At 60.2% G+C, this 24,316-nt stretch carries 20 protein-coding genes and 1 pseudogene; 11 read left to right on the plus strand and 10 right to left on the minus strand.

Features of this window, described 5'->3' with window-relative positions:
* The first annotated feature begins 228 nt into the window (after positions 1-228).
* The 10 genes and pseudogenes from AC1D3C_RS12845 (at position 229) to AC1D3C_RS12890 (ending at position 10,728) form a co-directional block, all read left to right on the plus strand.
* Positions 229-1,086 carry a sulfurtransferase gene (locus tag AC1D3C_RS12845; RefSeq protein WP_477483153.1) on the plus strand — a complete coding sequence of 286 codons (858 nt, stop codon included), beginning with the start codon at positions 229-231 and terminating at the stop codon, positions 1,084-1,086.
* 251 nt (positions 1,087-1,337) lie between these two features.
* Positions 1,338-2,900, plus strand: coding sequence for an ABC transporter substrate-binding protein (locus tag AC1D3C_RS12850; RefSeq protein WP_477483154.1), 1,563 nt, complete (start codon positions 1,338-1,340; stop codon positions 2,898-2,900).
* Positions 2,901-3,024: 124 nt separating this feature from the next.
* A complete protein-coding gene (locus tag AC1D3C_RS12855; RefSeq protein WP_477483155.1) occupies positions 3,025-4,035 on the plus strand; it encodes an ABC transporter permease in 1,011 nt (336 codons plus the stop codon).
* A 2-nt stretch (positions 4,036-4,037) separates the two neighbouring features.
* Complete coding sequence (locus AC1D3C_RS12860) at positions 4,038-4,877, plus strand: ABC transporter permease (RefSeq protein WP_477483252.1); 840 nt, start codon at positions 4,038-4,040, stop codon at positions 4,875-4,877.
* An 8-nt stretch (positions 4,878-4,885) separates the two neighbouring features.
* Entirely contained in the window at positions 4,886-6,271 is a 1,386-nt protein-coding gene (locus AC1D3C_RS12865; RefSeq protein WP_477483156.1) for an ABC transporter substrate-binding protein, read from the plus strand.
* Between the two features lie 31 nt (positions 6,272-6,302).
* A complete protein-coding gene (locus tag AC1D3C_RS12870; protein WP_477483157.1) occupies positions 6,303-6,683 on the plus strand; it encodes a VOC family protein in 381 nt (126 codons plus the stop codon).
* A gap of 13 nt (positions 6,684-6,696) precedes the next feature.
* The gene (locus AC1D3C_RS12875; RefSeq protein ID WP_477483158.1) at positions 6,697-8,799 is read left to right on the plus strand and encodes an SUMF1/EgtB/PvdO family nonheme iron enzyme; all 2,103 of its coding nucleotides are present in this window, start codon (positions 6,697-6,699) and stop codon (positions 8,797-8,799) included.
* A 132-nt stretch (positions 8,800-8,931) separates the two neighbouring features.
* Positions 8,932-9,036: pseudogene (locus AC1D3C_RS12880) on the plus strand (LysR family transcriptional regulator); the annotation flags it as partial.
* Between the two features lie 130 nt (positions 9,037-9,166).
* Positions 9,167-9,730, plus strand: a complete 564-nt coding sequence (locus tag AC1D3C_RS12885; protein ID WP_038544779.1) for an isochorismatase family protein — start codon at positions 9,167-9,169, stop codon at positions 9,728-9,730.
* The gene (locus AC1D3C_RS12890; protein WP_477483253.1) at positions 9,727-10,728 is read left to right on the plus strand and encodes a GlxA family transcriptional regulator; all 1,002 of its coding nucleotides are present in this window, start codon (positions 9,727-9,729) and stop codon (positions 10,726-10,728) included. The genes AC1D3C_RS12885 and AC1D3C_RS12890 overlap by 4 nt, the downstream gene beginning before the upstream one ends.
* Positions 10,729-10,783: 55 nt before the next feature.
* Here AC1D3C_RS12890 and rfbA read toward each other — a convergent pair whose 3' ends face one another.
* The 4 genes from rfbA to rfbC are packed head-to-tail and all read right to left on the minus strand — an operon-like array spanning position 10,784 to position 14,232.
* Positions 10,784-11,647 carry a glucose-1-phosphate thymidylyltransferase RfbA gene (gene rfbA, locus AC1D3C_RS12895; protein ID WP_038544776.1) on the minus strand — a complete coding sequence of 288 codons (864 nt, stop codon included), beginning with the start codon at positions 11,645-11,647 and terminating at the stop codon, positions 10,784-10,786.
* Positions 11,644-12,591, minus strand: a complete 948-nt coding sequence (rfbD, locus tag AC1D3C_RS12900) for a dTDP-4-dehydrorhamnose reductase (protein ID WP_477483159.1) — start codon at positions 12,589-12,591, stop codon at positions 11,644-11,646. The genes rfbA and rfbD overlap by 4 nt, the downstream gene beginning before the upstream one ends.
* The gene (gene rfbB / locus AC1D3C_RS12905; RefSeq protein ID WP_477483160.1) at positions 12,588-13,649 is read right to left on the minus strand and encodes a dTDP-glucose 4,6-dehydratase; all 1,062 of its coding nucleotides are present in this window, start codon (positions 13,647-13,649) and stop codon (positions 12,588-12,590) included. The genes rfbD and rfbB overlap by 4 nt, the downstream gene beginning before the upstream one ends.
* A 10-nt stretch (positions 13,650-13,659) precedes the next feature.
* Positions 13,660-14,232: a dTDP-4-dehydrorhamnose 3,5-epimerase gene (gene rfbC, locus AC1D3C_RS12910; RefSeq protein ID WP_477483161.1), complete on the minus strand. Its 573-nt coding sequence runs from the start codon at positions 14,230-14,232 to the stop codon at positions 13,660-13,662.
* A 320-nt stretch (positions 14,233-14,552) separates the two neighbouring features.
* On the opposite strand from rfbC, the gene AC1D3C_RS12915 reads away from it, so the two are divergent.
* Positions 14,553-15,506: a hypothetical protein gene (locus tag AC1D3C_RS12915; RefSeq protein ID WP_477483162.1), complete on the plus strand. Its 954-nt coding sequence runs from the start codon at positions 14,553-14,555 to the stop codon at positions 15,504-15,506.
* A gap of 82 nt (positions 15,507-15,588) precedes the next feature.
* Here the strand turns inward: AC1D3C_RS12915 and AC1D3C_RS12920 are convergent, their stop codons facing one another.
* The 6 genes from AC1D3C_RS12920 to AC1D3C_RS12945 are packed head-to-tail and all read right to left on the minus strand — an operon-like array spanning position 15,589 to position 24,280.
* Complete coding sequence (locus tag AC1D3C_RS12920; protein WP_477483163.1) at positions 15,589-16,908, minus strand: glycosyltransferase family 4 protein; 1,320 nt, start codon at positions 16,906-16,908, stop codon at positions 15,589-15,591.
* Positions 16,905-19,181 (minus strand): hypothetical protein, encoded by a 2,277-nt coding sequence (locus AC1D3C_RS12925; protein WP_477483164.1) that lies wholly within the window; start codon positions 19,179-19,181, stop codon positions 16,905-16,907. The genes AC1D3C_RS12920 and AC1D3C_RS12925 overlap by 4 nt, the downstream gene beginning before the upstream one ends.
* A gap of 17 nt (positions 19,182-19,198) precedes the next feature.
* Positions 19,199-19,930 carry a hypothetical protein gene (locus AC1D3C_RS12930; protein ID WP_038544765.1) on the minus strand — a complete coding sequence of 244 codons (732 nt, stop codon included), beginning with the start codon at positions 19,928-19,930 and terminating at the stop codon, positions 19,199-19,201.
* Positions 19,927-21,189, minus strand: a complete 1,263-nt coding sequence (locus tag AC1D3C_RS12935; protein ID WP_477483165.1) for a glycosyltransferase family 4 protein — start codon at positions 21,187-21,189, stop codon at positions 19,927-19,929. The genes AC1D3C_RS12930 and AC1D3C_RS12935 overlap by 4 nt, the downstream gene beginning before the upstream one ends.
* Positions 21,186-22,025, minus strand: a complete 840-nt coding sequence (locus AC1D3C_RS12940) for a class I SAM-dependent methyltransferase (RefSeq protein WP_477483166.1) — start codon at positions 22,023-22,025, stop codon at positions 21,186-21,188. The genes AC1D3C_RS12935 and AC1D3C_RS12940 overlap by 4 nt, the downstream gene beginning before the upstream one ends.
* Positions 22,022-24,280 carry a glycosyltransferase family 2 protein gene (locus tag AC1D3C_RS12945; RefSeq protein WP_477483167.1) on the minus strand — a complete coding sequence of 753 codons (2,259 nt, stop codon included), beginning with the start codon at positions 24,278-24,280 and terminating at the stop codon, positions 22,022-22,024. Before AC1D3C_RS12945 ends, AC1D3C_RS12940 begins: the two co-directional genes overlap by 4 nt.
* Positions 24,281-24,316: the final 36 nt, after the last annotated feature.

Here is a 24,316-nt window from a genome sequence, read left to right on the forward strand (position 1 = left end):
AGATGTCAGTTCTGCTTCACGACCGCGGGCTGCTGAAGATCTGCACGCGCGAGCCTACTTCGACGATCTCTCCCAGATACACGACCTCCGCGCGATGGCTGGCACGTTCCACTACGGCCATATCTGTCAAGTGACCGTAAGATATTACGTAAGATATTTCATCTTGCCAAGGAGGTTCGAATGAAGGAGGATAATTTCAAGGAGTGACCATTTCCGGGAGATGGTGTCATGGCCGATGACATTCGCAAATCAGTTCTTCTCACGCCGTTCGACCTAGACGGGTTGCGCAAATCCGGCGCGGATGTGACGGTTCTGGCAGTCCATTCGATCAACCCTTATACCGGCCAGCTGTCCTTCAAGGGGCAGCGGATCGAAGGCGCGGTCGATACGGAAGCCTATTCTGATTTTCAATCGCCACCCTCCGCGGAGGGTGGGCAGCGCCCGCTTCCCGAGATCGATATCCTGCAGGAAAAGGCGCGCCGATGGGGGCTGCGGCCGGAAAGCACGATCGTCATCTATGACGGGGACCGCAGCATGACGGCTGCCCGCGCCTGGTGGGTGCTGAAATGGGCGGGCCTGCCGGATGTTCGCGTATTAGACGGTGGGTTTCCGGCCTGGGTATCGGCCGGGCTCCCGACGACGGACGCCGTTACCGCTGTCCAGCCGAGCACGATTGTATTGTCGCCGGGGCACATGCCTGAGTTTGACGCGAGCGATGCTCTTCGCTTCGGGAAAGAGGGCATCCTTCTCGATGCGCGCATTCGGCCTAATTACATCGGTGGTCCCGTTGCGGAGGGTCAGCCTGCGCGGGGCCATATTCCGCATGCGATCAGCGCGCCTGCCCCAGATAACGTTACCGACTACGGCAACTTCGCCGACAGCGCTACGCTGAGGGAAATGTACCGCGCTCTCGGCGTCGACGGCTTTTGCGACGTCGGCGTTTATTGCGGTGCCGGCATGTCGGCCGCACACACCGTGCTTGCGCTTGCCGCCATCGGACTACCGGCGGCGATGTATCCCGGATCGTGGTCCGCATGGGTTTCAGATACGACGCGTCCCGTGATTACGGGTGCCGATCCTTTCTGATTGAAGGATGCTCAAACGGCGAGCGTTTTTGGCGTGAAATTCTCCTATTGTGGCCGGTTGTAGAGAGGGGACCGCTCATTCGGCACAAAAAATATGCGCAGATATTCTTTGTCTAAAGCAGCGCCACTTCGACTTTACAGGCTCAAATTCGATTGATATATCTCGTAGTATATCAGTTGGATGCAGGCGCTGATTGATGCGATATACGGGAACGGGTTCCAAAGAGCTCATGGCCAGAGAAGGGTCGTAGCATGAATATCTGGAAGGGTTTTGCGGCAGCGGTGGTCGCCGTGCCGCTGATATCGGCAGGCACATACGCGCAGGCTCAAGATCGGTCGAAGACGCTTGTTGTTGCGGTTCCTTCCGATCCGGTCGGCCTTGAGCCCGGCGGCAACAAGGCGGAGCCTGTCGGCAGCGAAATCATCCTCAACGTCTTCGATACGCTGGTCGCCTGGACGTCGCCGGAATTCAAGCAGCTCGAAGGACGTCTGGCGACGAACTGGACCATTTCCGCCGACGGCAAGGAATTTACCTTCAAGTTGCGGGATGGTGTCAAGTTCCAGGACGGCACACCTTTCGATGCGGCAGCGGTGAAGTTTTCGCTGGAGCGCACCAAGGCTACCAATTCCTACGTCAAGGCGACGTTCGACCTGATCAAGGATATCGCCGTCGTATCCCCGACCGAGGTGAAGATCACGCTTTCCGCTGCTTACCCGGCCTTCCTGTCCATTCTGGCGCAGCCGCAATCGGCCATCGTCAGCCCCGCGGCCGTGCAGAAATTCGGCGACAAGTTTGCCGCCAATCCGGTCGGTACCGGTCCGTTCGTCTTCAAAGGGGCGCAGGCCGATACGAATGTCGTTCTGGAAGCCAATCCGGACTATTTCCGTGGTGCCCCAAAACTTTCGAAGATCATCTATCGCGTCATTCCGGACGCCTCCACCCGCCGTCTGGAGCTTGAGAGCGGCGGTGTCGATATCGTCCAGCAGCAGGGCCAGCTGTCTGCAATCGCCGCCGAGGACATCGAGGCGCTGAAGAAGAACAAGGATATCAAGATCCTCGAGACGTCGAGCCAGATCATTCGTCAGCTCGAATTCAACAACAACAAGAAGGACGGCCCGTTCGCCAACGTCAAGGTACGCCAGGCGATTACGCATGCGATCGACTACGACGGCCTGCTGAAGGGCGTTTTCGGCGGCACGGCCGAACGCGTCTATGGTCCGCTGACCACGAACAGTTGGGCCTTTAACCCGAAGATGAAGGAACTGGCTCCGAAATACGATCCGGCGCTCGCCAAGAAGCTGCTGGCGGAGGCCAAGGTCGATCCGTCGAGCCTTGACCTGAAGCTCTACAGCTTCCAGGGGCCGCTCTGGGGTGCCGTTGCCACCTTCGTGCAGGCGAACCTTGCCGATATCGGCATTAACGCCACAATCCAGCAGACCGAGTTCCCGGCGCTGCGGGCGCTGCAGACTTCCGGCCAGTTCGACGTTGCGCTCGACGGACGCCAGCCGTGGTACAACGACCCGGATGCCCACATCACCATCGGTTACCTCTCGTCGCTCGCCAACACGGCCATGACCTTCCGCATGCCGGAGGATAAGGTGCTCGACGATCTCATCCTGAAGGCTCAGCAGACCTCCGACCTGGAAGCCCGCAAGCAGCTTTACTTCCAGGCGCAGGAAGAGATCGCCAAGAAAGTCCCGGGCGCCTATCTGTTCAGCCCCAAGCTGATCGTTTTCCAGCGTGCCAATGTGGAGGGCCTTGTGGTCAACAGCGCGCCCCCACTCAACGAATATTGGTCCGTCTCCAAGAAGTGATCGTCTTCTCCCAAGACTAAGACGGGCAGTCTTCGGGCTGCCTGCCTCCTTGCTTTCCCTGTTCTGGCACGACGGGAAGGTGTCTATCCGCCGGTGCGGGCGGCTTTGCAATGAGTTGGAGAGCATGGCGAGTTTCATCATACGCCGCCTGATCGCGCTGATACCCGTCATGTGCATCGTGTTGGTGATTGTCTTTTCACTGGTCCGGTTGATACCCGGCGATCCGGCCGTGACGCTGCTCGGTCCGGGTGCGACGAAGGAGCAGATCGACGCGCTGCGTGCCCAACTCGATCTCGATCAGCCTGTGGTCCTGCAATTTGCCAACTACGTATTTGGTCTGTTGAAGGGTGATCTTGGTTTTTCCCTGAAGTCGGGCTTGCCCGTGGCAGGCGAAATCCTGACGCGCCTGCCGGCGACGATCGAGCTTTCGGTTCTGGCCGTCATTGTCGCCATCATCTTTGGCATTCCGATCGGGGTGCTGTCGGCCGTTCGGCCCAACTCCATCTTCGACCACGTTACCCGGGTCGTCTCGCTGATCGGCGTGTCGATGCCTGCTTTCCTGCTGGCACTTATCCTGCAGCTGATCTTTGCGACCTATCTTGGCTGGCTGCCGGTATCGGGACGGATGAGTTCCTTTTTGACGGTAGAAACTGTGACCGGTTTCGCCATTCTCGACGGCGTCATTACCGGTAATTTCGCGGCGGCATGGAGTGCGGTTCAACACCTCATTCTGCCGACTGCGGTGCTCGCCTCGTTTCTCGCCGCCACGCTCGGCCGCTTCGTGCGCAATACCATGCTCGACGTGATGGGTGAGGACTTCATCCGCACCGCCAGGGCCAAGGGGGTGCGGCGTTCGAGTGTCGTGCTGAACCACGGCCTGCGCAATTCGCTGCTGCCGGCGATCACAGTCATCGGCTTGAAATTTGCGGAAATGCTCGGCGGTGCGATCCTGACCGAGACGATCTTTGCCTGGCCCGGCATCGGCCGCTACATGTTCGAAGCGATCAAGAACCGTGACTATCCGGTCATTCAAGGCACGACGTTGGTCTTCGCCCTGATGTTCGTCCTCACATCGATCATCGTGGACCTGCTCTATGGAGTCCTCGATCCGCGCATTCGCCGGAAGATGGGGTGATCATGCGTGAACTGCTGATCTTCTTGCGACGCAATAAGCTGGCGGTGGTCGGCCTCGTCATCTTAGTCGCCCTCGTTGGCCTGATCACCATCGGTCCACTGGTCTCGCCCTATACGCCGACCAAGCTCGATATCCTCCACAAGCTGGACGCGCCGACACTTGCTCACTGGCTTGGTACCGACGCTTTCGGCCGCGATGTACTGACCCGCATCATGTATGGTGGCCGAGCGACGCTGACCATCGGCGTCGGCGTGGTCGCCATCGCCTTCGTGATCGGCGTCTTCTTCGGGATGCTGGCAGGCTTCGTGGGAGGTTGGCCCGACAGCATCATCATGCGTATCGTCGATGCTATTCTGGCTTTCCCGGCGCTGGTCCTGGCGATTGCTCTTGCTGCGGCTTTCGGACCGAGCCTCCAGAATGCCATGCTTGCTGTTGCCATCACGCTGGCGCCTCAGTTCGCGCGGGTCGCGCGCAGTCAGGCGCTGAGCATTTCCGTCAAACCCTATGTGGAGGCCGCAGTTTCACTTGGTCTGCCGACCCATCGAATCCTGCTGCGCTACATCTTCGTCAACGGGCTAGGGCCTTTGCTGGTGCAATCGACGCTGGCGCTCGGCAGTGCCATCCTGCAAACCGCCAGCCTCGGCTTTCTGGGTCTCGGTGCCCAGCCTCCGCTGGCCGAATGGGGTGCTGACGTTTCCGCCAACCTGCAATTCGTCCGCAGCGCCGCTTGGGTGGCTCTTGCTCCCGGCATGGCGATCCTGTTGGCCGTTCTGTCGTTCAACCTGATCGGCGATAGTCTGGCGGATTGGTTCAATCCGCGTCGCCGCAACGAACTCGATTGAGGTTGCCCGTGAGCACGCTTACCATCAGTCTGGAAAAAGTGGATTTCCTGCCGCCAACGCGGGTCACCGACGATACCAGCGTGCTGACGCTGAAGAACCTCGTTTTCGAACCGCTGCTGAAATGGCACAACGGTTTCGTGCGGCCGGGGCTGTTTGACCGCTGGACCCACTCGGCTGACGGCCGCGAATGGCGTTTCCATATCCGCGAAGGCGCGATCTTCCATGACAGTAAGCCCTGCGTGGCGGAAGACATCATCGGCTTCCTCGATGGCATCCTGGAAGCCGTCGATACGTTCGGCATGAAATGGTCCTATGCGCGCTACCTCAAGGATGCGCGCATCACGGCGGAAGGCCCGGATGTCGTACGTGTCGAAAATCCCGATCCTATCGCCGATATTCTCGACATCTTTTCCGAATTCTACATCTGCCGTTTCAATGCCGACGGTCGGCCCATCCTCGGTACGGGGCGTTATCGGATGGTGGAATTCGAACAGTCGAAGCGCGCCATACTGGAGCGGGTGAACGGCGAAGCCGGACCGCAGCGCATCGTGGCGCTGGCGGAAAAACATGCGGAAGCGCGTTATGCTCAGCTCAGGGACGGCAGTATCGATGCAGCGCTCAATCTGGAACGGGTGGAAGGCCGCCTCGTGCTGGACACTGCCTTTGATTGGGGCAGGGCGATCAATACGTTGTCGGTCATGTACTATCTGAATTGCAGCCAGGGCGTCTTCCGCTCGGCGCAGGCGCGACTTGCTGTCAACCATGCAGTGAATACCGCAGCGATTGCCGAAGAGATTTTCCATGGTCTTGCCGTGCCGTCCTCGACCATCGTCAGCCCCTTCCATCTCGGAGCCGGCAAGGCGAACCTCTCTCCCATCGGCTACGACGCGGAAGAGGCGAAACGGCTGCTGGATGATGTCGATGTGGGCGGACCAATCCAGTTGCGTACGCCGACCTTCATGCCCGAACGTTCGCCGGAGGTGAGCCGTTTCGTGGCGGCTTCGCTGGAGGCGGTGGGGCTCGAGGTCAAGGTCGAGACGGAGCTCGACCGGCCGGAATATGCGCGCCAGATCGGCCGCAAGGAAATGGGCGACATGGCGATCTTCGATTCCTCGCCGCACAGCACCTACCGTATCCTGAACGACAAGATTTCAGCCAAGACGAAAGCCGTGTGGTGGCAGGGTTACGACGACCCGGAGACCGAGGCGCTGATCGCAGCGGCCAACCACGCAGTCGATGACGCCGGCCGGGAACTGGCCTATGCGCGCTGCCTGACCCGACTTCATCAGAACCCGCCCTGGCTTTATCTCGTTCATCCCATCGATGTCTTTGCGGCGCGTAAAGGCATCGGCGGACTATCGATCGATCACAAGGGCACGCTCAACATTCGCTGAGCCCAACATTCGCAGATCCAAGGATAAGACGATGGAAAAAGACTATTCGATCACCTTCTTCTACTACGAAGACATCCATGCCGTCGCTTCCTTCTACGAGAAGGTGCTCGGCTTCGAACTGGTGCTGGACCAGGGCCTGGCGCGCATCTATCGCATCGCCGGTAAGTGCTATTTCGGCATTGTCGACGGCAACCGCGGCCACCTGAAACATCAGGAAAAGAGCGCGGTCCTCTTGACCATCGTCGCGCAGGATGTCGAAGGCTGGCACAAGCGCATGAAGGAAGCCGGGGTGAAAGGCTTGTCGGATATGCTGCGCGGCACCTATTGCGAACACTTCTTCTTCGAGGACCCGGCCGGCTACGCAATCGAAATCCAGCGTTTCCATAACCCGGATGTCGCAAAATTGTTCTGATGGGGGCCGATCAATGACCGTACCGACCGTGATGCGTGACACGCTGTTCTCGAAGGCTCATGAATTCGGACAGGCACCGTTGCTGTCGCTGCCGGACGGTTCGGTGGCCGATCTGCAGGCCGGCTATATCCCGCTGCTCGTCAATTTCAGCTTCGAGGACAAGGCCGCCAAGGGCCTGCGCAAGCTGAAGGAGCAGGCGGAGCCGGAACCGGTCGTTTATTTTTCGGCATTGGAAATGGCCCGCGACCATCCCGCGCTGCTGCTGGCGGGCGAAACGGGCAGCGGCAAGACGAGCTTCGCGCGCCATCTCGCCTTCAGGCTCGCGGGCGAGAGGCCTGTGATGGCACCTCTGTCGCGTAACGATCTCGGTGCCGTGCATGATGAAAGCTGGGGGCTGGAAGACGTCCTGCCGCTTTATGTGTCGGTGACAGCCGGCAAAACGTTCACGGAATTGATGGAAGCGGCGTTGCCGGAGAACGAGGCCCTCCTGTCTGCCGAGGCATGGGCGAATTCGGATGCGACCTTGCTGGTTATGCTCGATGGTATCGACGCCGCGGGTGCCGACGGCCTTGCACTTCTGAGCGAAGCTCTGCTCTTTCAGGCGCTCCATCCACGCATTCGCCTGCTGGCACTCGGCGAGATTTCCGTCGTCAAGGGGTGGGCGCTTCCATCGGGCTTCGTGCGTTATGACCTCCTGCCGCTGCTGAAGGTCCAGCGCCGTGATGCAGCCAGGCGGCTCGCCGGGCTTGATCTCGATGCGACAGGCATAGCGCTGGGAGATGCCGCGGCCAATCCGGCTCAGTTCGCCATGGCGATCAATGGCGAGAATGCCGGCGAGACTGCCGAAGCGATTACTGATGATTGGCTTATAAAAGTATGCGGCGATGTCGGGACGGCGGCGTTCCTCTCCGGGCTGGCGTTCGACGCGCTGACTGGGAAGCTTGACGATCCCACAGTTCTGCCGGTCACGCGTGTGCGCCAGCTGCTTGCCGCACGCCATCTCGCCTCGCGGTCTGCAGAAGAAGCCGTCCAGCCTTTCCGTCAACGCCCCGATCTCTGGACACCGGTGCTCAGGAGTCTTGCTCTGCGACTATCCGGCTCGGAACGGGCAAGCGCACTGATCGAAGCTCTCATCGAGGGTAACGGCGACGAGGTACGGCGCGGTGCGCTCCTTGCGGCCGATCTGCTGACGGAACCTGGCTCGCTGCGGGATCTCGTCGCAAATCACCTTCTGGCAATTGTCCGGGATGGCGCATTGTCCGCGCCGGAGCGCGAAAAGGCGGGCCGCAAACTGTCGGTCTGGGGTGATCCGCGCGATCTTGATGCGCTGGCGGATGTGCCGGGCGGTACCTTCACCTTCGGTTCCAACACTCATCCCAACTCTGCGCCGCCGCATCAGGTGTCTGTCGATGCCTTCCGTATAGGTCTCTATCCTGTGACGAACGCCGCCTATAGCGCTTTTGTCGTGGAAACCGGACGGTTATGGCGCAGCCCGGACGGCTTTGCCGAGGATCGCCGCAATGCGCCGGCCGCGGACCTGACCTGGCGGGATGCGCGAGCCTATTGCGACTGGCTGACGGCGCGCTGGCGTGCCGGAGGCCGGATCGGGGCAGACGAGACCATTCGTCTGCCGACGGAACCGGAATGGGAGCGCGCTGCGCGGGGCGATCAGCCGGATGTGGGCGACGAAATCATCGTTTATCCCTGGGGCAATACCTGGGTCGACGATGCCGCAAATTCCGAGGAAGCGGGTTTCAACAATACCTGCACGGTCGGCCTCTTTCCCAAGGGGCGTTCCCCCTACGGGTGCTACGAAATGGCCGGTCAGGTCTGGGAATGGGGCACAACGCTCTGGGGTGAGGATATGGGGACGCCGAGTTTCAAATATCCCTATGCGGACGACGGTCGCGAGACGACGGACGCTGCACCGTCCGTCCGCAGAGTGTTGCGCGGCGGCTGTTTCTCCAGCGGCAAGCTAAAGGCCTGCTGCACCTATCGCGGTAGCCTTGAGCCCGACGGTTTCTGGCGCGGGAACGGTTTCCGGATCGTGGTCGCCAAGGTGACGCGTCATGATGCAACGGTCGATCCTGGCTTTTCCGAACGCCTCTTGGGGTAGCAGTTGCATATTGGAGATAGGCCGGCATGAGCCGGCCTCCAAAGCATCACGCCGGCCGCTCTTCCGCCGCGTTTGGCCGCCATTTGATGAGCTTGCTCTCGATCACGTCGAGAATCCTGTCGATGATCAGGAGGGATCGTTCGCCGTCGTGGAGGCACCCTCTCTCCGGCGGCCGAGCGGTTTATGACGATGTTAATTGGAACCTGGGCCGAGGGTGCACCGAGTGGAAACCCATAGTCGCCGGAGAAAGCTCACAGGCCAAACAACGCGTTGGCGTGATATGTCCGCTATCTGTCCACAACGGACATTATCATTTATGAATGAGGCGCTAGAACTATCTTCATACTCATCATTGGAGATAACAAAAATGTCCGCCAGCACCGCACTTCTTGTCATCGACGCTCAGGAATCCTTCCGTCATCGCCCCTACTTCCGTGAGGAGGGCGTCGCGCTTTATGTCGAACGCCAACAGGCCCTGATCGATGGTGCAAAAGCGTCCGGCTTTCCCGTCATCCAGATTTTTCACGTCGAGGATTCCGGAGCATTTTCCGAAGCCTCCGGCCTCGTTCGCCCGTTTGCGCCGCTCCGCATCGACGCGGACGCCGTCTTCCGCAAGCGCCGGCATAGCGCGCTTGTCGGCAGCGGACTTGATGTCTGGCTCACGGGGCATGGCATCCGTAGCCTCATTGTTTCCGGTATCCGCACCGAGCAATGCTGCGAAACCACGACCCGGCATGCTTCCGATCTCGGCTATGCGGTCGACTATGTCGGCGAGGCGACGCTAACCTTTCCGATGACGGATGTTACGGGCCGCGAATGGAGCGCTGCGGAAATCCGTGCCCGCACCGAATTGGTGCTGGCCGATCGCTTCGCCCGGATTGCGACCGTCGAGGAGGCGCTGGCTCAAGCTCCGAAGCGCGCCGCAGCATGACAGAAGAAGAACGGCGGCGGAGCGTCCCTGTCTATGTGGTTGTGCCGCCGCGCACTCTGTTGCTGGACATCGCCGGACCAATGGAGGTGTTGCGAAGAGCCAACCTGGAGCAGGCAGCGGTTCGATTCTCCATCACCTATATCGGACCGTCCGCCGACATTCTCAGTTCGACCGGACTCGGCCTGACCGGAATCAATCCTTTGCCTGCGGATCTTCCAGATGGAACTCTCGTCGTCGTGTCGGGCGCGGTTGACGAGCCGCTGGGTGCGATCATTGACACAAGAAACACCGATGCCCCGCTGGAAACCGAAATCGTCGAATGGTTGAGGCGAAGCGTGCGGCCTGGCATTCGTCTCGCAACGATCTGCTCCGGTGCGCTGCTTGCCGCGCGCGCCGGTTTGCTAGAAGGCCATGAATGCACCACGCATTATAGCCTGCTCGCCGACCTGACCCGTTTTGCGCCAACGGCGCGTGTCCGGGAAAACCGGCTTTATGTTGAAGACGGAGAGAGATTGACGAGCGCAGGTGTCACGGCGGGCATCGACCTGATGCTGGCCGTTATTGCGCGCGACGTAAGTCATGCGACGGCATTGGCGGTTGCCCGCAATCTCGTCATCTATCTGCGCCGAGCAGGCGCCGATCCGCAGCTCTCGCCTTGGCTCGAAGGGCGCAATCATATTCATCCTGCCATTCATCGCGCCCAGGATGCGGTCGGTTCGGACCCGTCGCGCGACTGGTCGTTGGAAACGCTGGCGCAGGTCGCCGCGACAAGTCCCCGCAACCTGTCGAGGCTTTTCAACGAGCATGCCGGCATGAGCGTGATCGACTATGTCAACCGCATGCGCATAGCCCTCGCCAGGGAGCTCGTTGTCGGCTCGAGGCTGGATATGGAAAGCGTTGCCGAACGGGCCGGATTTTCATCGGCAAGGCAATTTCGCCGCGCTTGGCGCAGGCTGCATGATGCCTCGCCTGCGCGTGTGCGGGTCGGCAAGGTCTGACTGGATCCAGCGTGATCTCGATGCATCTGGTAAATTGATGTTACGAATACCAAACTTACCTACAAAGCGTTTGTAGATATCTGCCATATTCGCTTTTGCCCAGCTTCTTGCCGACGGCCTCCAGCTGGTTGTCATCTATAAAGCCTCTGCGCCAGGCGACCTCTTCAGGGCTGTTGATCTTGATGCCCTGCCGCTTCTGCAGGGTGCCGACAAAATTCCCTGCTTCCAACAAACTCTCGGGCGTGCCGGTGTCGAGCCACGCAAAACCGCGGCCCATCTGTTCGACGTTCAACTTGCCACGTTCGAGGTAGACCCGGTTGACATCGGTGATCTCCAGCTCACCCCGCAGCGACGGCTTGAGGTTTGCGGCAATGTCGACCACGTCCTTGTCGTAAAAATAGAGCCCGGTCACCGCCCAGTTGGATTTCGGTACCGTCGGCTTTTCGACGATCGAGATCGCTTTCATTGCCTTGTCGAACTCCACGACGCCATAACGTTCCGGATCGTGGACATGATAGGCGAACACCGTCGCACCATCGTTGCGCGCCGCCGCACTTTCAAAAAGCTCGGTGATGCCATGGCCGTAGAAAATGTTGTCACCGAGGATGAGGCAGGACTGATCCGATCCGACAAAATCGGCACCGATGATATAAGCTTGAGCAAGACCTGCAGGCGAAGGCTGTTCTGCATAGGAGAGCGAGATTCCCCAAGCCGAACCGTCACCTAACAGGTTGCGAAAATCGGGCAGATCATGCGGTGTGGATATGATGAGGATGTCGCGTATTCCGGCCAGCATCAACGTTGAGAGCGGATAATAGATCATCGGCTTGTCGTAGACGGGCATCAGCTGTTTCGACGTGACAAGCGTCATCGGATGCAGACGCGTCCCGTTGCCGCCAGCCAGAATGATACCCTTCATCGACAACTCTCCTCGGATGCCTTTTCCATGCCGGCCTGTTTTTCCGGCGCATCGCAGGCCAAGAGCCTTTGCAATGTAGTCGCAGTCGCGATTTTCCAGTTGGGCAGACGGACACCGTGAACCCTTTCGAGTTTGCTGCAATCCAGCCTCGAATTGTTTGGCCTGCGAGCCGGTGTCGGATATTGCGCAGTCGGGATCGGATGGACGATCGCTGACGGGCCACCCATCTCGACGGATATGCGGAAGATCTCGGAAGCAAAGTCTGCCCAGCTGGCCTCACCGCTTCCCGCCAAGTGGAATATACCGCGGAGGCGTCCGTCCCGTGACGACAGCAAATTGTCGGCAACCGTTAATATGGCATCGGCGATATCGAGTGCAGATGTCGGATTGCCGTATTGATCGGCGACGACAGCGAGCTCGCCACGACTTCCGGCAAGATGTAACATCGTGCGCAAAAAGTTCTTGTTAAAGGGGCTGTAGACCCATGCGGTCCTGAGGATGACGTAATCTGCTCCCGACGCGACCAGACGACGTTCGCCCTCAAGCTTCGATTGACCATAAACATTGAGGGGCGCGACGGGGTCACTCTCATAATAAGGCGAAGTCTTGCTGCCGTCGAAGACATAGTCCGTCGACAAGTGAATAATCGGCACGTTGAGCTTGGTCGCGACGCGACCGATCTCATCTATGGCCGCACTATTGACGACAAAAGCTTTGGCGGCGTCGCTTTCCGCTTGGTCGACGGCAGTATAGGCGGCTGCGGAGATGATCAGTTCAGGTCTCGCTTCCACAAGAGCTTTTTCGATCGTTCCGATATCGGCAAGGTCGAGATTGGGTCTTGCGAGCGGAATAATCTCTATCTCGCCGTGGCGCTCGGCTCGCTCGATCAGAGACTGCGCGACCTGCCCGCCACGTCCGGTGACCACATACCGCCGTGCCATCATTTGCCTCCGGATCGGTTAAGGAGGCCGAGCCGGCCACCGCCGTATCCCTGACGAAGCGGCGCCCACCACCATTTGTTTTCTAGGTACCACTTGACCGTCTTTTCGATCCCGGTATCGAAGTTTTCTTCCGCCTCCCAACCCAGTTCCACCTCGAGCTTCGTGGCGTCGATTGCGTAACGTGCGTCATGCCCTGGCCGGTCCCTGACATATGTGATCAGTCGCTCGTGTGGGGCTTTCTGCGGCCGGAGGGTATCCATGATCGAGCAGATGCGCTTGACCACCTCTATGTTGCTCCGCTCGTTGCGGCCGCCGATATTGTATGTTTCGCCAATCCTGCCGCGTTCGGCGATGAGGTCCAGCGCCCTTGCGTGGTCCTCGACAAATAGCCAGTCGCGGATATTGGCGCCGTTGCCGTAAACTGGCAGCGATTTGCTCTCTAGAGCATTCAGCACAATCAGCGGGATCAGTTTTTCAGGGAAGTGATAAGGGCCGTAATTGTTCGAGCAGTTGGAGACAATAACCGGCATGCCATAGGTGCGGCCCCACGCTTTGGCCAGGTGATCAGAGGCTGCTTTGGACGCTGAATAGGGAGAAGAGGGATCGTAGGGGGTTTCTTCGGTGAACAATCCGTCTTCGCCGAGAGAGCCATAAACCTCGTCGGTTGAGACGTGGAGAAAGCGAAAGTCTGTTTTCGCTTTGCCGAAGAGATCCTGCCAGTAGTGCCGGGCTGCCTCCAGCAAGGTAAATGAGCCGACGACGTTGGTTTCGACGAAGTCGCGGGCGCCAGTTATAGAGCGGTCCACATGGCTCTCCGCCGCCAGATGCATGACTCGGTCGGGTTTGAAACTGTCGAACGCCTCCTGCATCGCCGCTCGATTGCAAATGTCTGCCTGAAGGAAACGATGCCGCGGATTGTTCTCGACGGTGGCGAGCGACGCCACGTTGCCGGCATAAGTCAGCTTGTCTACGGTCAAGACGTCGTAGTTTCTGACGAGAACCAGATGACGCACGACAGCCGATCCGATGAACCCGGCTCCGCCGGTAACAAGGACGCGCATTGTATGTCCCCTAGCTGCCATCAGCTATTGTGAATGACGTCGTCTCAAGCTCCGCGAGACGCGGTTGCATCCGATCTCTCTGCGAAAGCACGGCGCTTTCTGCTGTCACGGGCCACCTGATGTCGAGCTCCGGGTCGTTCCATAATATTCCACGGTCATGGTCGCGGCTGTAGTAGTCCGTTACCTTGTAAGAGATGATGCTGTTGGGCTGAAGAGTGCAGAACCCATGCGCAAACCCGGCCGGAAGCCAGACCTGGCAACCGTTCTCGGCGGTCAGTTCCGCCTGGACATATTGCCCAAAAGTTGGTGAGCCTTTCCGGATGTCGACTGCGATGTCGAGGATGGAACCGGCGATGCACCGGACCAGCTTTCCTTGGGCGTGAGGTTCAGCCTGAAAGTGCAGTCCTCTCACCGTTCCAGCGTCTACCGAAAGCGACTGGTTATCCTGGACGAAATTGAAGGCACCGATGTTTTGACCAAAGAGGTCAGACCGAAAAGTCTCTGAAAAATATCCGCGATGGTCTCCATTTTTTTGGGGCGTCACCAGCACGACGTCGGGGATTTTCGTTCGTTCAAATTGCATGTCTTCCTCGCACTCAGACCGCTAGGCCATCTCAAAGAGCTTTTTCGTTTTTGTGCCGTTGCAACGAAGCCGGTCTCGTCTTCTCCAGGGGAACGCATGCAGGCGAGAAACATCTTGTGTGAACGCAGGGTGCGGTTGGTATTTTCCGAACCGGATAAAATTCCCATAGCCAAGAATAGGAGATTAACAAATAGATATTCCTATAGAGCGTGTAAATATGTTATTGTTGTTAAGCAACATTTTACGAAAATCGCGCGATGGAATAAATATAGTTCAAAAATTGAATTATTTTTATTCTGTAATTGCTTGATGGTGACCGTATGATCATATTTTCGGATGAAAACCTAGAGGTGATACATCATTCCGGGTCGTCTCCCTATCTTCTCGTCACATTTAACGAAATGGAGATGAGGGCGAACGGCAGTCGTTTCTGGGGGCAGCGATTGTGTGAGAAGGCCGGCATTTCGGCGCTCGGCTTCATCAGCAGGCGACCGAACTGGTTTCCAGCGGCGAGCGTCGTCAAGGCCGTCGAGGCGGCCGCGCCTATCCTTCATGCGACATCGGAGCGGATCCTCTACGGGCATTCGCAAGGCGGCTATGCGGCATTGCGCTATCGGAGGCGCTTCAATGCCACAGTGGCTGTCGCCTTCTGCCCGCAAGTCTCAATCGATCCGAAAGCCGTTCCTTTCGACGGCAGGTTTACGCGCCATTTCTCGCCCGATCTCCACGCCAATATGGGGATCGCGCCTGATCACGCGGCCGGCCGGGCCTATCTGTTCTTCGATCCGTTTCACACCGTCGATCACCAGCACGCGGTTCGGATCACGGCGCTACAGGAAAGGACCCAACTGGTGCCGGTCCATATGACCGGCCATGGCACCGTTCGCGCCTTTACCGGGACGGCGCGCGCGCTCTCGGTGATCGAGGCCTGCCGCGGAGACGATCTTCCGGGTCTGCGCGGTCTCGCCCGCGCAGCGCGCGTGACCGCGCCAATGCGGCCCTATCAGATCGCCATGACGGCGATAGCTCGGCATCGGGCCTGGGCCGACAGGTTTCACGCGCGCTTTGGCCCAAATTTCTCTCCTGTCGAGCAGGCAAACTTCCTCTACCACCGGGCCAATCGCCATATTCGCGACGGTGAGCTTGTGGCGGCGCGGGCCATGCTTGCGGACGCCATGGCGTATCAGCCGGACAATCTCGGCTTCGGCCGTCGGCTGGAGGAACTGGACGGCCGTATCGCCCGGCTCAGAGCGGCCGGTGCCTTGCATTCGTGATCCGAATGTTGCCGAGTCTGCCCGGACAAGGCGGCCGTCGCGAAGAAGGACGGTCCTCTTGGCGTTTCCTGAGGCGAGCGTCTTAAAGCGCGGGCGACAGAAGCTTGGGGCTCTCGGCGATCGCGGCATCGAGTTTCCGCCGCAGCAATGTGCGATAGAGCTTGACGTGTTCCCGCGCGCAGGCGGCGCGGTCGGCGGGTTGGCGCATGGAAACGCGCAGCCGCTCCCAGATTTTGCCATCGCCCAGCACCTCGACGATGCGATCCGCGAGATCCTGGCTGCTGCCGGCGCGAAAGTGCAGGCCATCCTTTCCGTCACGCACCTTTTCGGCCATTCCGCCGATATCGGAGCAGATCATCGGCCTGCGGTGGAGCAGAGCTTCCTGGATGACAACGGGCGAGTTTTCCCACCAGACGGACGGCAGAACCACCCAGTCGACGGAACGCATGAGACGTGGCACGTCCGCGTTCTGGTAGGCGCCGTAGAAGCGAACGCGGTTGCCGGCGTCGGCGATGAGCTTCTTGATCCGTTCCTGGAATTCGACCGGCTGTCGCTCAAGATTGCCGCCGAAGATCATCAGGCAGGAGTCTTCGCCCCATATCTCCTTCGGGATACGCGAGACGGCGTCGATCAGGATATCGGCGCCCTTGAATGGAGTCATTTGTCCGAAATAGGCAAAGCGATTGCGGCGCGGCTTGGGACCTTGAACCTCGCGCGCGGGCGCCGCTGTTTCCATGGCGATGCCGTTTTCGATCACGCTGATCTTGTCTCTTTCGATGCCCCATGCGGCGTAGCGATCCGCCAGGAACCGGCTGGGGGAGATGAAAGCGTCGGCAAGGCCGAGCATGCCGCGGGCGAACAGTTCCCGCTTCAGGAAACGCGAGACGGGGATCTCGGGAAAGCAGCCGTGGCAAGCAACGGGGGAGGCGGTTTCGCAGAGCTGGCCGGAAGGCCGTTTCACCATCTGCCCGTGATTGTGGCAGATCGACAGATATTCATGGAACGTGACGATGATGGCGGCGTGCGGAAACGCTTCTCGCAAAGCATAGAGTGCTTCGAGGCCGATACCGAGAACATGATGGAAATGGATGACATGGGGCCTCAGATCGCGCGCAAAACGCAAAAGGTCCTGGCTGATCGCCCGGGTATCGCCGTTCGACAGGAAGAAGTGGTCGTAATCGTCCGTGTGGAACAGCAATTCGTCCTCGACGAGGCGCAGGCTCATCAGCGCAGATGCGGCGTGTCGCGGCACCGGGTGACCGATCCGAGCGAGATAAACCGATTCCACGTTCGGCAATGCTTTCAGGCCGAGATGCAGGTTGTGGGACGCGATTTCCGCCCCGCCGAGCGAGACCGATGGATGCGCATGCGAGACGACAAGGACGCGAAGCTGCTCGTTCATGCGGGCCTCTTTTCCAGGTGCTTTTCAACGGTGAGGATAGGCAGCCATTGGCTCTTGAAGATCTTCCGGTCAATCTCTTCCACCAAGGCCGCCATCGCAGGACTATCGCCGGCGCGGGCGTCGTCGCAGCCCCACATCTGCACGGACGGCAGCAAATAGGAGTCGAATCCGGACCGGCTGAGGCGGAGGCCTAGATCCACACCCTTTTCCTGCGCACCGAGATAGCCACCGCAGAAGCTGCCAGCGCCCGACAGGGCGTCGCGGGGCATGATGCAGCATTCGAGCGAGGCCGCTGCGATGTGAGTCACGTTCATGTCGGTAACCGCTTTGAGCGGATATCCGGCGTAGCGGCCCACGACCGGCTGGTCGTCATTGCCGTCGTCGATCCAACTTCCCGCCCAGCGAACAGAATGGTCTTCGTAAGCCAGGACGGGCGAGATGATGCTTCCTTTCATCGTGGAAGCAGCAGCGACGAGCTTGCCATACCAGCCTCTCCCGTGCGGGATCAGTGAGGCGGAGAGCGACACGACCGTTTCACAGGAAAGCGCCTGCGTGCCCGCTTCCAGCATGTCGTAGACGTCGCCCGTTCCCTTCGTCGATACCAACCTGACCGAAAGGCGATAGAAACGCGCGAGTTCCTTGAGGCGGGCGGCCTGCCTGCGAAACCGCTCGGCAGGCATGGCAATCACGATTGGCGCGCCCCGGGTTTCCGGATCGAGTGCGAGCAGGGCAAGCAGCGGGGAGATGTCCTCCTCGCTCTCGCCTACGCCGATGATGATCGGCAGACCGTTTTCCTCATCGAAGAATCCAGCGTCGATGATCGTTTCGATGGCCGGCGCTGATCTTCCTGATGATCGTGTCAGGAACGGAACAACGTGTGTATCGACGATCGCCGGCAGCGCGCTGTTGACGGGATCGATCGAGCCGATCTGGCGCAATGCCGCCGAACGTGCCGAAAGGCGCGTCGGTTTGACCGGCAGAAACGCACGGCGCGAATCCTGCAGCGTCAGCTCGAAATAAAGGGACGCGCCTGGATCTTCGCCCGGTAACTGGGCGTGGGCAACGAAGCCGTGGGCGCGCTGATCTCCCCGCAGACCCGGCACAAGGTGCGTCTGGTCGTTGAAACTGTCCGCGACGTCGGGGCGATCGAAGCGCGTCCAGTGTTCGTCGAGGCGGATTGCAGCATTGCGTCGGCGCAGCTTAACTGTCGCGACGTGGCCATCGGGGTCATACAGCCAGCCGGAGATGAGGAGATTTCCCGCATCGGCCTCGAATATACTGTCTATCCCCATCCGGACGGGATAGGACAGGCCGGAGACGGTTTCCTTGCCCTCGAAACTGTTGGCGGCGGCCCGCAGGGACAGGAGCACGTCCGGCGTGCTGTGGGTGCGCATCAGGACCGACCGGATATGTTCGGGGGTTTCCTGCGGATCGGCGATGCGCTTTCGAGGGTGGACCGCAACATGCCTCCAACCGGCGCGCCCTCGAAAGATCAGACCTTCAATGTCGGTAGCGCGGGTAGCCTCGTCCGTCTCGAGAAGGCCGACAAAACCAGCGGCGCCATCGGGAGCGTCGGGACGTGTAAACGTGGCAATACCGCATTCCGCGACCACCGGCATTGCCCTTCCGATCAGGGACATCCGGCAAGGCCCCGGTGCCATGCCGCGGCTCCAGCCCTGCAGGAATGTCACGCCATCATGGCTCTCGCCGATCACTTCGACGAAGCCATCAGTGGCGTGGGTCGCCTGTAAAAGCGTGGTTATGGTGAGAAGCCTGCGGCGGCTGAGATTGCCGGTCATCAGAGCGTCTACGAGCCGGTTTATGACGGCGGCCGACTGAGATCCGGCGGACTCGAGCATGAGGGCGGCCGCTTCCTCCGTTGAGGCAAGACGGGGCGCAAAGATGTAGGGCGTGCCCGTCTCCTTCTCCGTCTCTCCGAAGCGTATCGTGGTCATGGCAAGGTCCGTGTCCCCTGCCGGAAGGAGCGCCGCAAAGCCGTGCTTGGCCCGCGGTGAGGATGCGGCCAATCGCCATTCCGAGACAAATGCATTTCGCGTATCGGCCTGATTTTCGCCGACGCCAACCGTCACGTCGCCGGCCGGGACTTGGCCGAGGCCTATAATGAGCAGGGTTGCCTCGTCGACGCGGCAACCGATAACCCTTCCGGAGCGCATCGCCCTGCTCGCCCCCTGCTTGGCGGGCGTTGGTTTGGTGACCAGGGGGCCGGTGACCGGAGGGTTGGTAACCGTGGGGGATTGTTCCGTAACCAGCATGCCTTGCGCTCCCTCGGTCAGATCCTGAAAATCAGCGCAAGGCCGGCGCCCGCGGCAAATCCAACGAGAACGAACAGCAGCAACAGCATGGGTTTGAATTCGGCGTTCGCCCGCTTCTTCAATGCGTTCAGGTTCTTCTCCATCCCAGCCACGACCCCGTCCAGCCGCATCAGGTGGACATCGAGGTCATTCAGCCGTTGGCTGACCTCCACCTTGAGGTTTTCGACGGCGTTGCCGATTTCAGTCAGGTCGGTGGTTTCGGGCTTGTCCGCATCGATTTCCGGTGTGCGCTGCAGGGAGCGCTGCGAGACCTGCAACTGCCGCTGCGACGCCATCAGCACATCAAGCTTGTCGAGCACTTTTGCCAGCGGCGCGGCGATCAGGGCTTCGGCTGCCTGTTCGTTCGGCTGCGGAACGCGAAGCGCCTGTTCGGAACCGCTTCCATTGCGCGCCATGACGACGATATCGTTGGCCCGCGAATGGAGGGGATCGGGCAGCGCGATTTCGAATGCGTGCTTGCCATCGCCGATACCGTTGCGTCGCAGGTCTGGACGGTTGCGATCGGCAACAGTCTCTGCGATCACCTTGCCATCGAGTAAGACACGGATGGTCAGACGCTGGTCCGGCGCCATCGGGTCGAATGCCCAGCCGAAGATCGTACCCATGTCGACGGCGTCCACACGGCCGTTCATCGGCTTGACGTTGTCCTGTTCGGATGCGGCATCCGGTCGTTCGGCGGGACTGGTCATGCGCTCTCCAATGCCTGAACCTGTGCCGTCTCCATCCACTTGAGATAGCGGCGGGCAGTCGTATCGATGTCGTCGGGCTTGCGGGCGTTTTGCGCAAACAGGTGCAGCAGTTTCGGGTCTTCCAGGATGTCACGCATCGCCGCGGCGAGCGCACGGGCATCATTGGGTGGGACGGTCAGGCCGTTGACGCCATGCTCGACCATTTCAGCCATTCCGCCGATATTGCTGGCGATGACCGGACGGCCTTGCGCCTGGGCTTCCTGAATGACCAACGGTGCGTTCTCCCACCAGACGGACGGAACGACGGTGCAATCAACCGCGGCCACCAGATCGCCGATATCTTCGCGTCGATAGGGGCCTCGGGCCTGCACGGATCCTGATGTTTCGGCAAAGCGCCGATTGATCTCCTCGACGAACGTCTCGCTCTGGAAAGGCGCGCCGCCATGGACGCGAAGTTCGAAATCCATGCCGTCGGCCAGAAGCTGACGCGCCGCCTCGAGCAATACGGTCACCCCTTTCCAGGGGTTGAGATTGCCGAAATATCCGAAGACCGGCTTCCCGCCCTGAAGCAGATCTCTTCGCAGGCCGGCTTTGCGGGCAGGAATGCCATTGGGAATGACGCTGATCGTATCTTCGTCCAGTCCCCATTGCACATAGCGATCCCGCAAAAAGGCGCTTGGCGAGACGAAGTGGTCGACCGTGCTCAACAGGGCCTTCAGGTGGCGTTCGCGCAAGGCAAAGCGATCGAGCGGAATATCCTTGAAGCAGGCATGGCAGCGGTCCGGGCTGGACTGATGACAAAGCTCCTTGCTGCCAGTGCGCACCATCAGGCCGTCATGGTGGCAGATGGGGTAGTAGTCATGGAGCGTCATGACGATCTGGCAGTCGGGCAGGGTGCGGCGGACGATGTGGGGGAACTCGGCGCCAAGCAGCAGCATGTGGTGGAGATGGACCACATCCGGCCGGAAATCGCGCAGCAGATCCGCTATGTCAGGCACGACACCGTAGAGGTCGATCTGGCTCATGAAGAAGCGGTCGAAATGTCCGGACCACAACAGGATTTCGTCTCCTGCTGAGCCGATGCTCTGGAAGCTCGTGCCAGGTCTTGCTTCGCGATGAATGTGGTTCGTGGCACCGAGAAACAGAGCTTCGTGGCCCTCGCGCTGATAGGCGCGAAACAGGTCGTGAGCGAATATCTCGGTTCCGCCCGGGTGGAGGGACGGATGGTTGTGGGCAGCGACCAGAATGCGCTTGCTCATCGGCCATTTCCCCGGCGCTTCGCCACAATGAAATCCTGATGGTGAGCCGCTTTGGTGCCGCGCCAATGGCCAAGCGATTTCAAGGCGACGGAGAGGCCGGCCCGTTCGAGCGCCTTGTCCAGAAAGCCGTCTTCGAAGCCGACCGCCGCAAGCGGCGCCTGGTTGGGTACGAACCAGCACGGGCTTTCGCCATAGCGGCGGAACGCAAGGCGCGGATCGCGCCGCCCGTGCTCGTCTGCCGCCGCGATCCGGTCGACCACGAAGGCTGTCATGAACATTCGCCCGCCGACTGACAGGACCCTGCGAACCTCAGCGAGGTAAACGAGGACTTCGGCAGGAGGCAGGTGAGTGACCACCGACGTCATGATGACGAAGTCGAAATGTTGATCCGGAAAGGGTAGTCTCAGGGCCCTGCCGCTGACCTTGCCGTTCGGGTTGTAGAGTTCGTGCGCGATATCCAGGCGCTGGAAGGCGAAATTGGAGTAGGCGGGCGTGATCGTCCGCTGGCACCAGTCGATGCCGCCCTCGACCGGATCGATGCCGTCGTAGCGGCTCGTTTGCGGATCGAGATACTGGGTAAGCGGCACGGCCATCCGGCCGATACCGCAGCCGATGTCGAGCACGCGGGCCTCTTCGCGCAGGCCGCCGATACGGATGAAGTGCCCGAGAAATTCCGCGCCTATCGCACGAAAATCACCGTCGCCCACGAAGACATTGGTGGGTTCGGGCTGCGGCAGAAAACGGTTGCCCCGAACGGCTTCAAGCAGCCAGCGAACGCGGTCCTCATCGACCAGCCGAGCCGGCTTGGGAGGGCGCACGAGTGCTATCTGTGTCACGCTGCGTTCCTTTCCCGGTCTCTCCCATTCGTGGTGGCGGGGTGATCTTGATCTCTGCCGAATGGGTTGGCCATCAAGTCGGTGATGTCGTCTTCCCAGCGTTGCGTGTGCAGCCACGAATTGTATTGGCTAGCAACGCCGCGCATATAGTCCTCGCTGCGGCGGATCGATCGGCGCTCGAAATGATACAGACAGGCGGCCGGCTCATAGGCGATCTGGAGCCCGAGACGGCGGATCTTGAGGCAGAGGTCACTGTCCTCGTAGTCGCCGATCACGTAGTCCTCGGTGAAGCCGCCGACGCGCTCGTAGGTGGCCCTGCGGGTCACGAGGCAGGCGCCGGTGACGCCGGGAACCTCGCGGGCTTGTTGGGCGGGCGCATAGTCGCCGGGCATGCCCTTGTTGAAATGGTGGTTCAACCAGATCCCGCGCTGGTCGCGGCCAAAATACAGGCCGGCATGCTGCAGCGATCCGTCTTCGAAGAGTAGTTTGGGGCCGATGGCGCCCAGCCTGCTGTTTTCCAGCAGCGGCCGCGACAGTATCTGAAGCCAACCTGGTCCCTTTGGCACGACATCCGAGTTGAGCATGACCAGAATGGCGCCGCGGGCAAAACGTGCGCCGGCATTGCAGGCCCGTGCGTAGCCGCTGTTGCGGTTCATGACGACCAGCTTCATCGGCAGTCCGTGCAGAAGGTGCAGGCCGCCCAGCAGGTGCTCCGTCTCATCCTGGATTTCCGGTGAATCGAGGACGAAGATGATCTCGGCATTGGCGACGAGCCACGGATCGGTGGCCATTCCCGACAGTTGGAAGCGCAGGAAATCGAGGACCTTGTAGAGGGGGATGACAATCGAAACGAGGGGTGTGGTTTCGGGCAGGCTGTAGTCCTTCGTGGTGTCGACCTCTATGGTCTTTCCCAATCGCCGTTCTATGTCCTGCAGGGCGGGCGCGAGGATCGTGCGGAAGGCACTGTCGACCGCATGCTGCGGCGGCACGGCGCGCAGGACATGGTTTCGTTGCGTTGCGGGCTCGAAAGGCTGCGGCTTCGGTATCAGCGGCCTGACCGCTCCCGAAGCAAGGCGCAACTGAAATCGCGGCTGCAGGAGCGGACCGGTGGATTCCGGCAGCGGGATCCAGGCAACGAAGCCGGTCACATCGGTCTTGCTCTTCTCGTCCTTGCCTTCCGCCCATGCCGGGAATTTGTAGCTGTTTGCGTCAAGCGGTACGGCCGTGCCGTCCTCCCTCACGTAGTCGATGCCGGCGAAGGCGGATGACAGCGCATGGAACCAGCCGCCTGCCAGAAGGCCGTCGTCGAGCGCCAGGGCGAGATCGACCTCCCCGGACGGGTGCATCGACGACTTGGCAACCCGGGTTGCAGGCAGCGGGGCGTTGACCTGAAGGTCGATCGCCGTCGCGACGCTGCCTTCCGGCAGGGCGGCGAGGCAACGGACGATCATTTCGCGCAGCTCCACCGCCTCACGGTTTTTGCTCCACCAGTTCTGAAGGCTGGGATGGCGAGGCTTGTCGTCAGCAAGCTGGCGGATTGCGGCACCATTCTTGCTCAGGAGGACGATGAGAAACGGAGGAGAGGGAAAAGGCGCCTCTGCGATGAAATGGCACGGTTGAAGACCGCTTTTCGCTCGGCGTCCGAGGACAGGCTTTACGGCCATGCGTGCGATCGAAGTCGCGCCGATCGCATAGATCGCTATAATGTCGCCGAGGTCCGGATTGATCGCCGTCTCGATCAGATGGCGTCCTTGGGCAACCTGGCAGACGATGCTGGCGGCCTGCGGTTCGGGCACGAGCGCATGAAGGGCGTCTTCAACGATCATATGGAAAAGATGGTCGCCAGCGATGCGGAAGGCGCTTCGCCAGACGGTCAGTAGGTTGTTGACGAACTTGATGCGGGAACCCGGCGCAAGATCCGTAAACAGCGCTTCCACATCGAGGGGCGTGAGCATGTGCGCCGGCTGCATCACGACGGTTTCAACGATGTCGCCGTGTTCCGTGCAGATGTCCGCGTTTACCGGCTGTTGTTCCGGTCGCATCGCCCAGAACATGCGCTGTCTTCCGTGGCCGAGTGGAAGCATCATGCTGACCAGCGGTACCGGTGACCGATCCATCGACAACAGGCACTTGGTGGTTGCGGGAAGGGGCGAGGGGAGATCCCAGACAAGGATTGCCAAATCCGCGCCGAGCCGAAAGATTTTTGCGTTTCTAAAAACGCCCGTGGCGTCGTCTATCGCTTCGTCGAACGTCACACGCGGCCCCTCTGAATCGGAGTTGCGCGCCCCGCG

This window comes from Neorhizobium sp. P1_A6 (genome assembly GCF_056406795.1).

Excerpts from the sequence above, each read along its gene's own strand:
- AC1D3C_RS12845 (WP_477483153.1), top strand. The coding sequence starts at position 229 with ATGGCCGATGACATTCGCAAATCAGTTCTTCTCACGCCGTTCGACCTA.
- AC1D3C_RS12850 (WP_477483154.1), top strand. The coding sequence starts at position 1,338 with ATGAATATCTGGAAGGGTTTTGCGGCAGCGGTGGTCGCCGTGCCGCTG.
- AC1D3C_RS12855 (WP_477483155.1), top strand. The coding sequence starts at position 3,025 with ATGGCGAGTTTCATCATACGCCGCCTGATCGCGCTGATACCCGTCATG.
- AC1D3C_RS12860 (WP_477483252.1), top strand. The coding sequence starts at position 4,038 with ATGCGTGAACTGCTGATCTTCTTGCGACGCAATAAGCTGGCGGTGGTC.
- AC1D3C_RS12870 (WP_477483157.1), top strand. The coding sequence starts at position 6,303 with ATGGAAAAAGACTATTCGATCACCTTCTTCTACTACGAAGACATCCAT.
- AC1D3C_RS12875 (WP_477483158.1), top strand. The coding sequence starts at position 6,697 with ATGACCGTACCGACCGTGATGCGTGACACGCTGTTCTCGAAGGCTCAT.
- AC1D3C_RS12885 (WP_038544779.1), top strand. The coding sequence starts at position 9,167 with ATGTCCGCCAGCACCGCACTTCTTGTCATCGACGCTCAGGAATCCTTC.
- AC1D3C_RS12890 (WP_477483253.1), top strand. The coding sequence starts at position 9,727 with ATGACAGAAGAAGAACGGCGGCGGAGCGTCCCTGTCTATGTGGTTGTG.
- rfbA (WP_038544776.1), bottom strand. The coding sequence starts at position 11,647 with ATGAAGGGTATCATTCTGGCTGGCGGCAACGGGACGCGTCTGCATCCG.
- rfbD (WP_477483159.1), bottom strand. The coding sequence starts at position 12,591 with ATGATGGCACGGCGGTATGTGGTCACCGGACGTGGCGGGCAGGTCGCG.
- rfbB (WP_477483160.1), bottom strand. The coding sequence starts at position 13,649 with ATGCGCGTCCTTGTTACCGGCGGAGCCGGGTTCATCGGATCGGCTGTC.
- rfbC (WP_477483161.1), bottom strand. The coding sequence starts at position 14,232 with ATGCAATTTGAACGAACGAAAATCCCCGACGTCGTGCTGGTGACGCCC.
- AC1D3C_RS12915 (WP_477483162.1), top strand. The coding sequence starts at position 14,553 with ATGATCATATTTTCGGATGAAAACCTAGAGGTGATACATCATTCCGGG.
- AC1D3C_RS12920 (WP_477483163.1), bottom strand. The coding sequence starts at position 16,908 with ATGAACGAGCAGCTTCGCGTCCTTGTCGTCTCGCATGCGCATCCATCG.
- AC1D3C_RS12925 (WP_477483164.1), bottom strand. The coding sequence starts at position 19,181 with ATGCTGGTTACGGAACAATCCCCCACGGTTACCAACCCTCCGGTCACC.
- AC1D3C_RS12930 (WP_038544765.1), bottom strand. The coding sequence starts at position 19,930 with ATGACCAGTCCCGCCGAACGACCGGATGCCGCATCCGAACAGGACAAC.
- AC1D3C_RS12935 (WP_477483165.1), bottom strand. The coding sequence starts at position 21,189 with ATGAGCAAGCGCATTCTGGTCGCTGCCCACAACCATCCGTCCCTCCAC.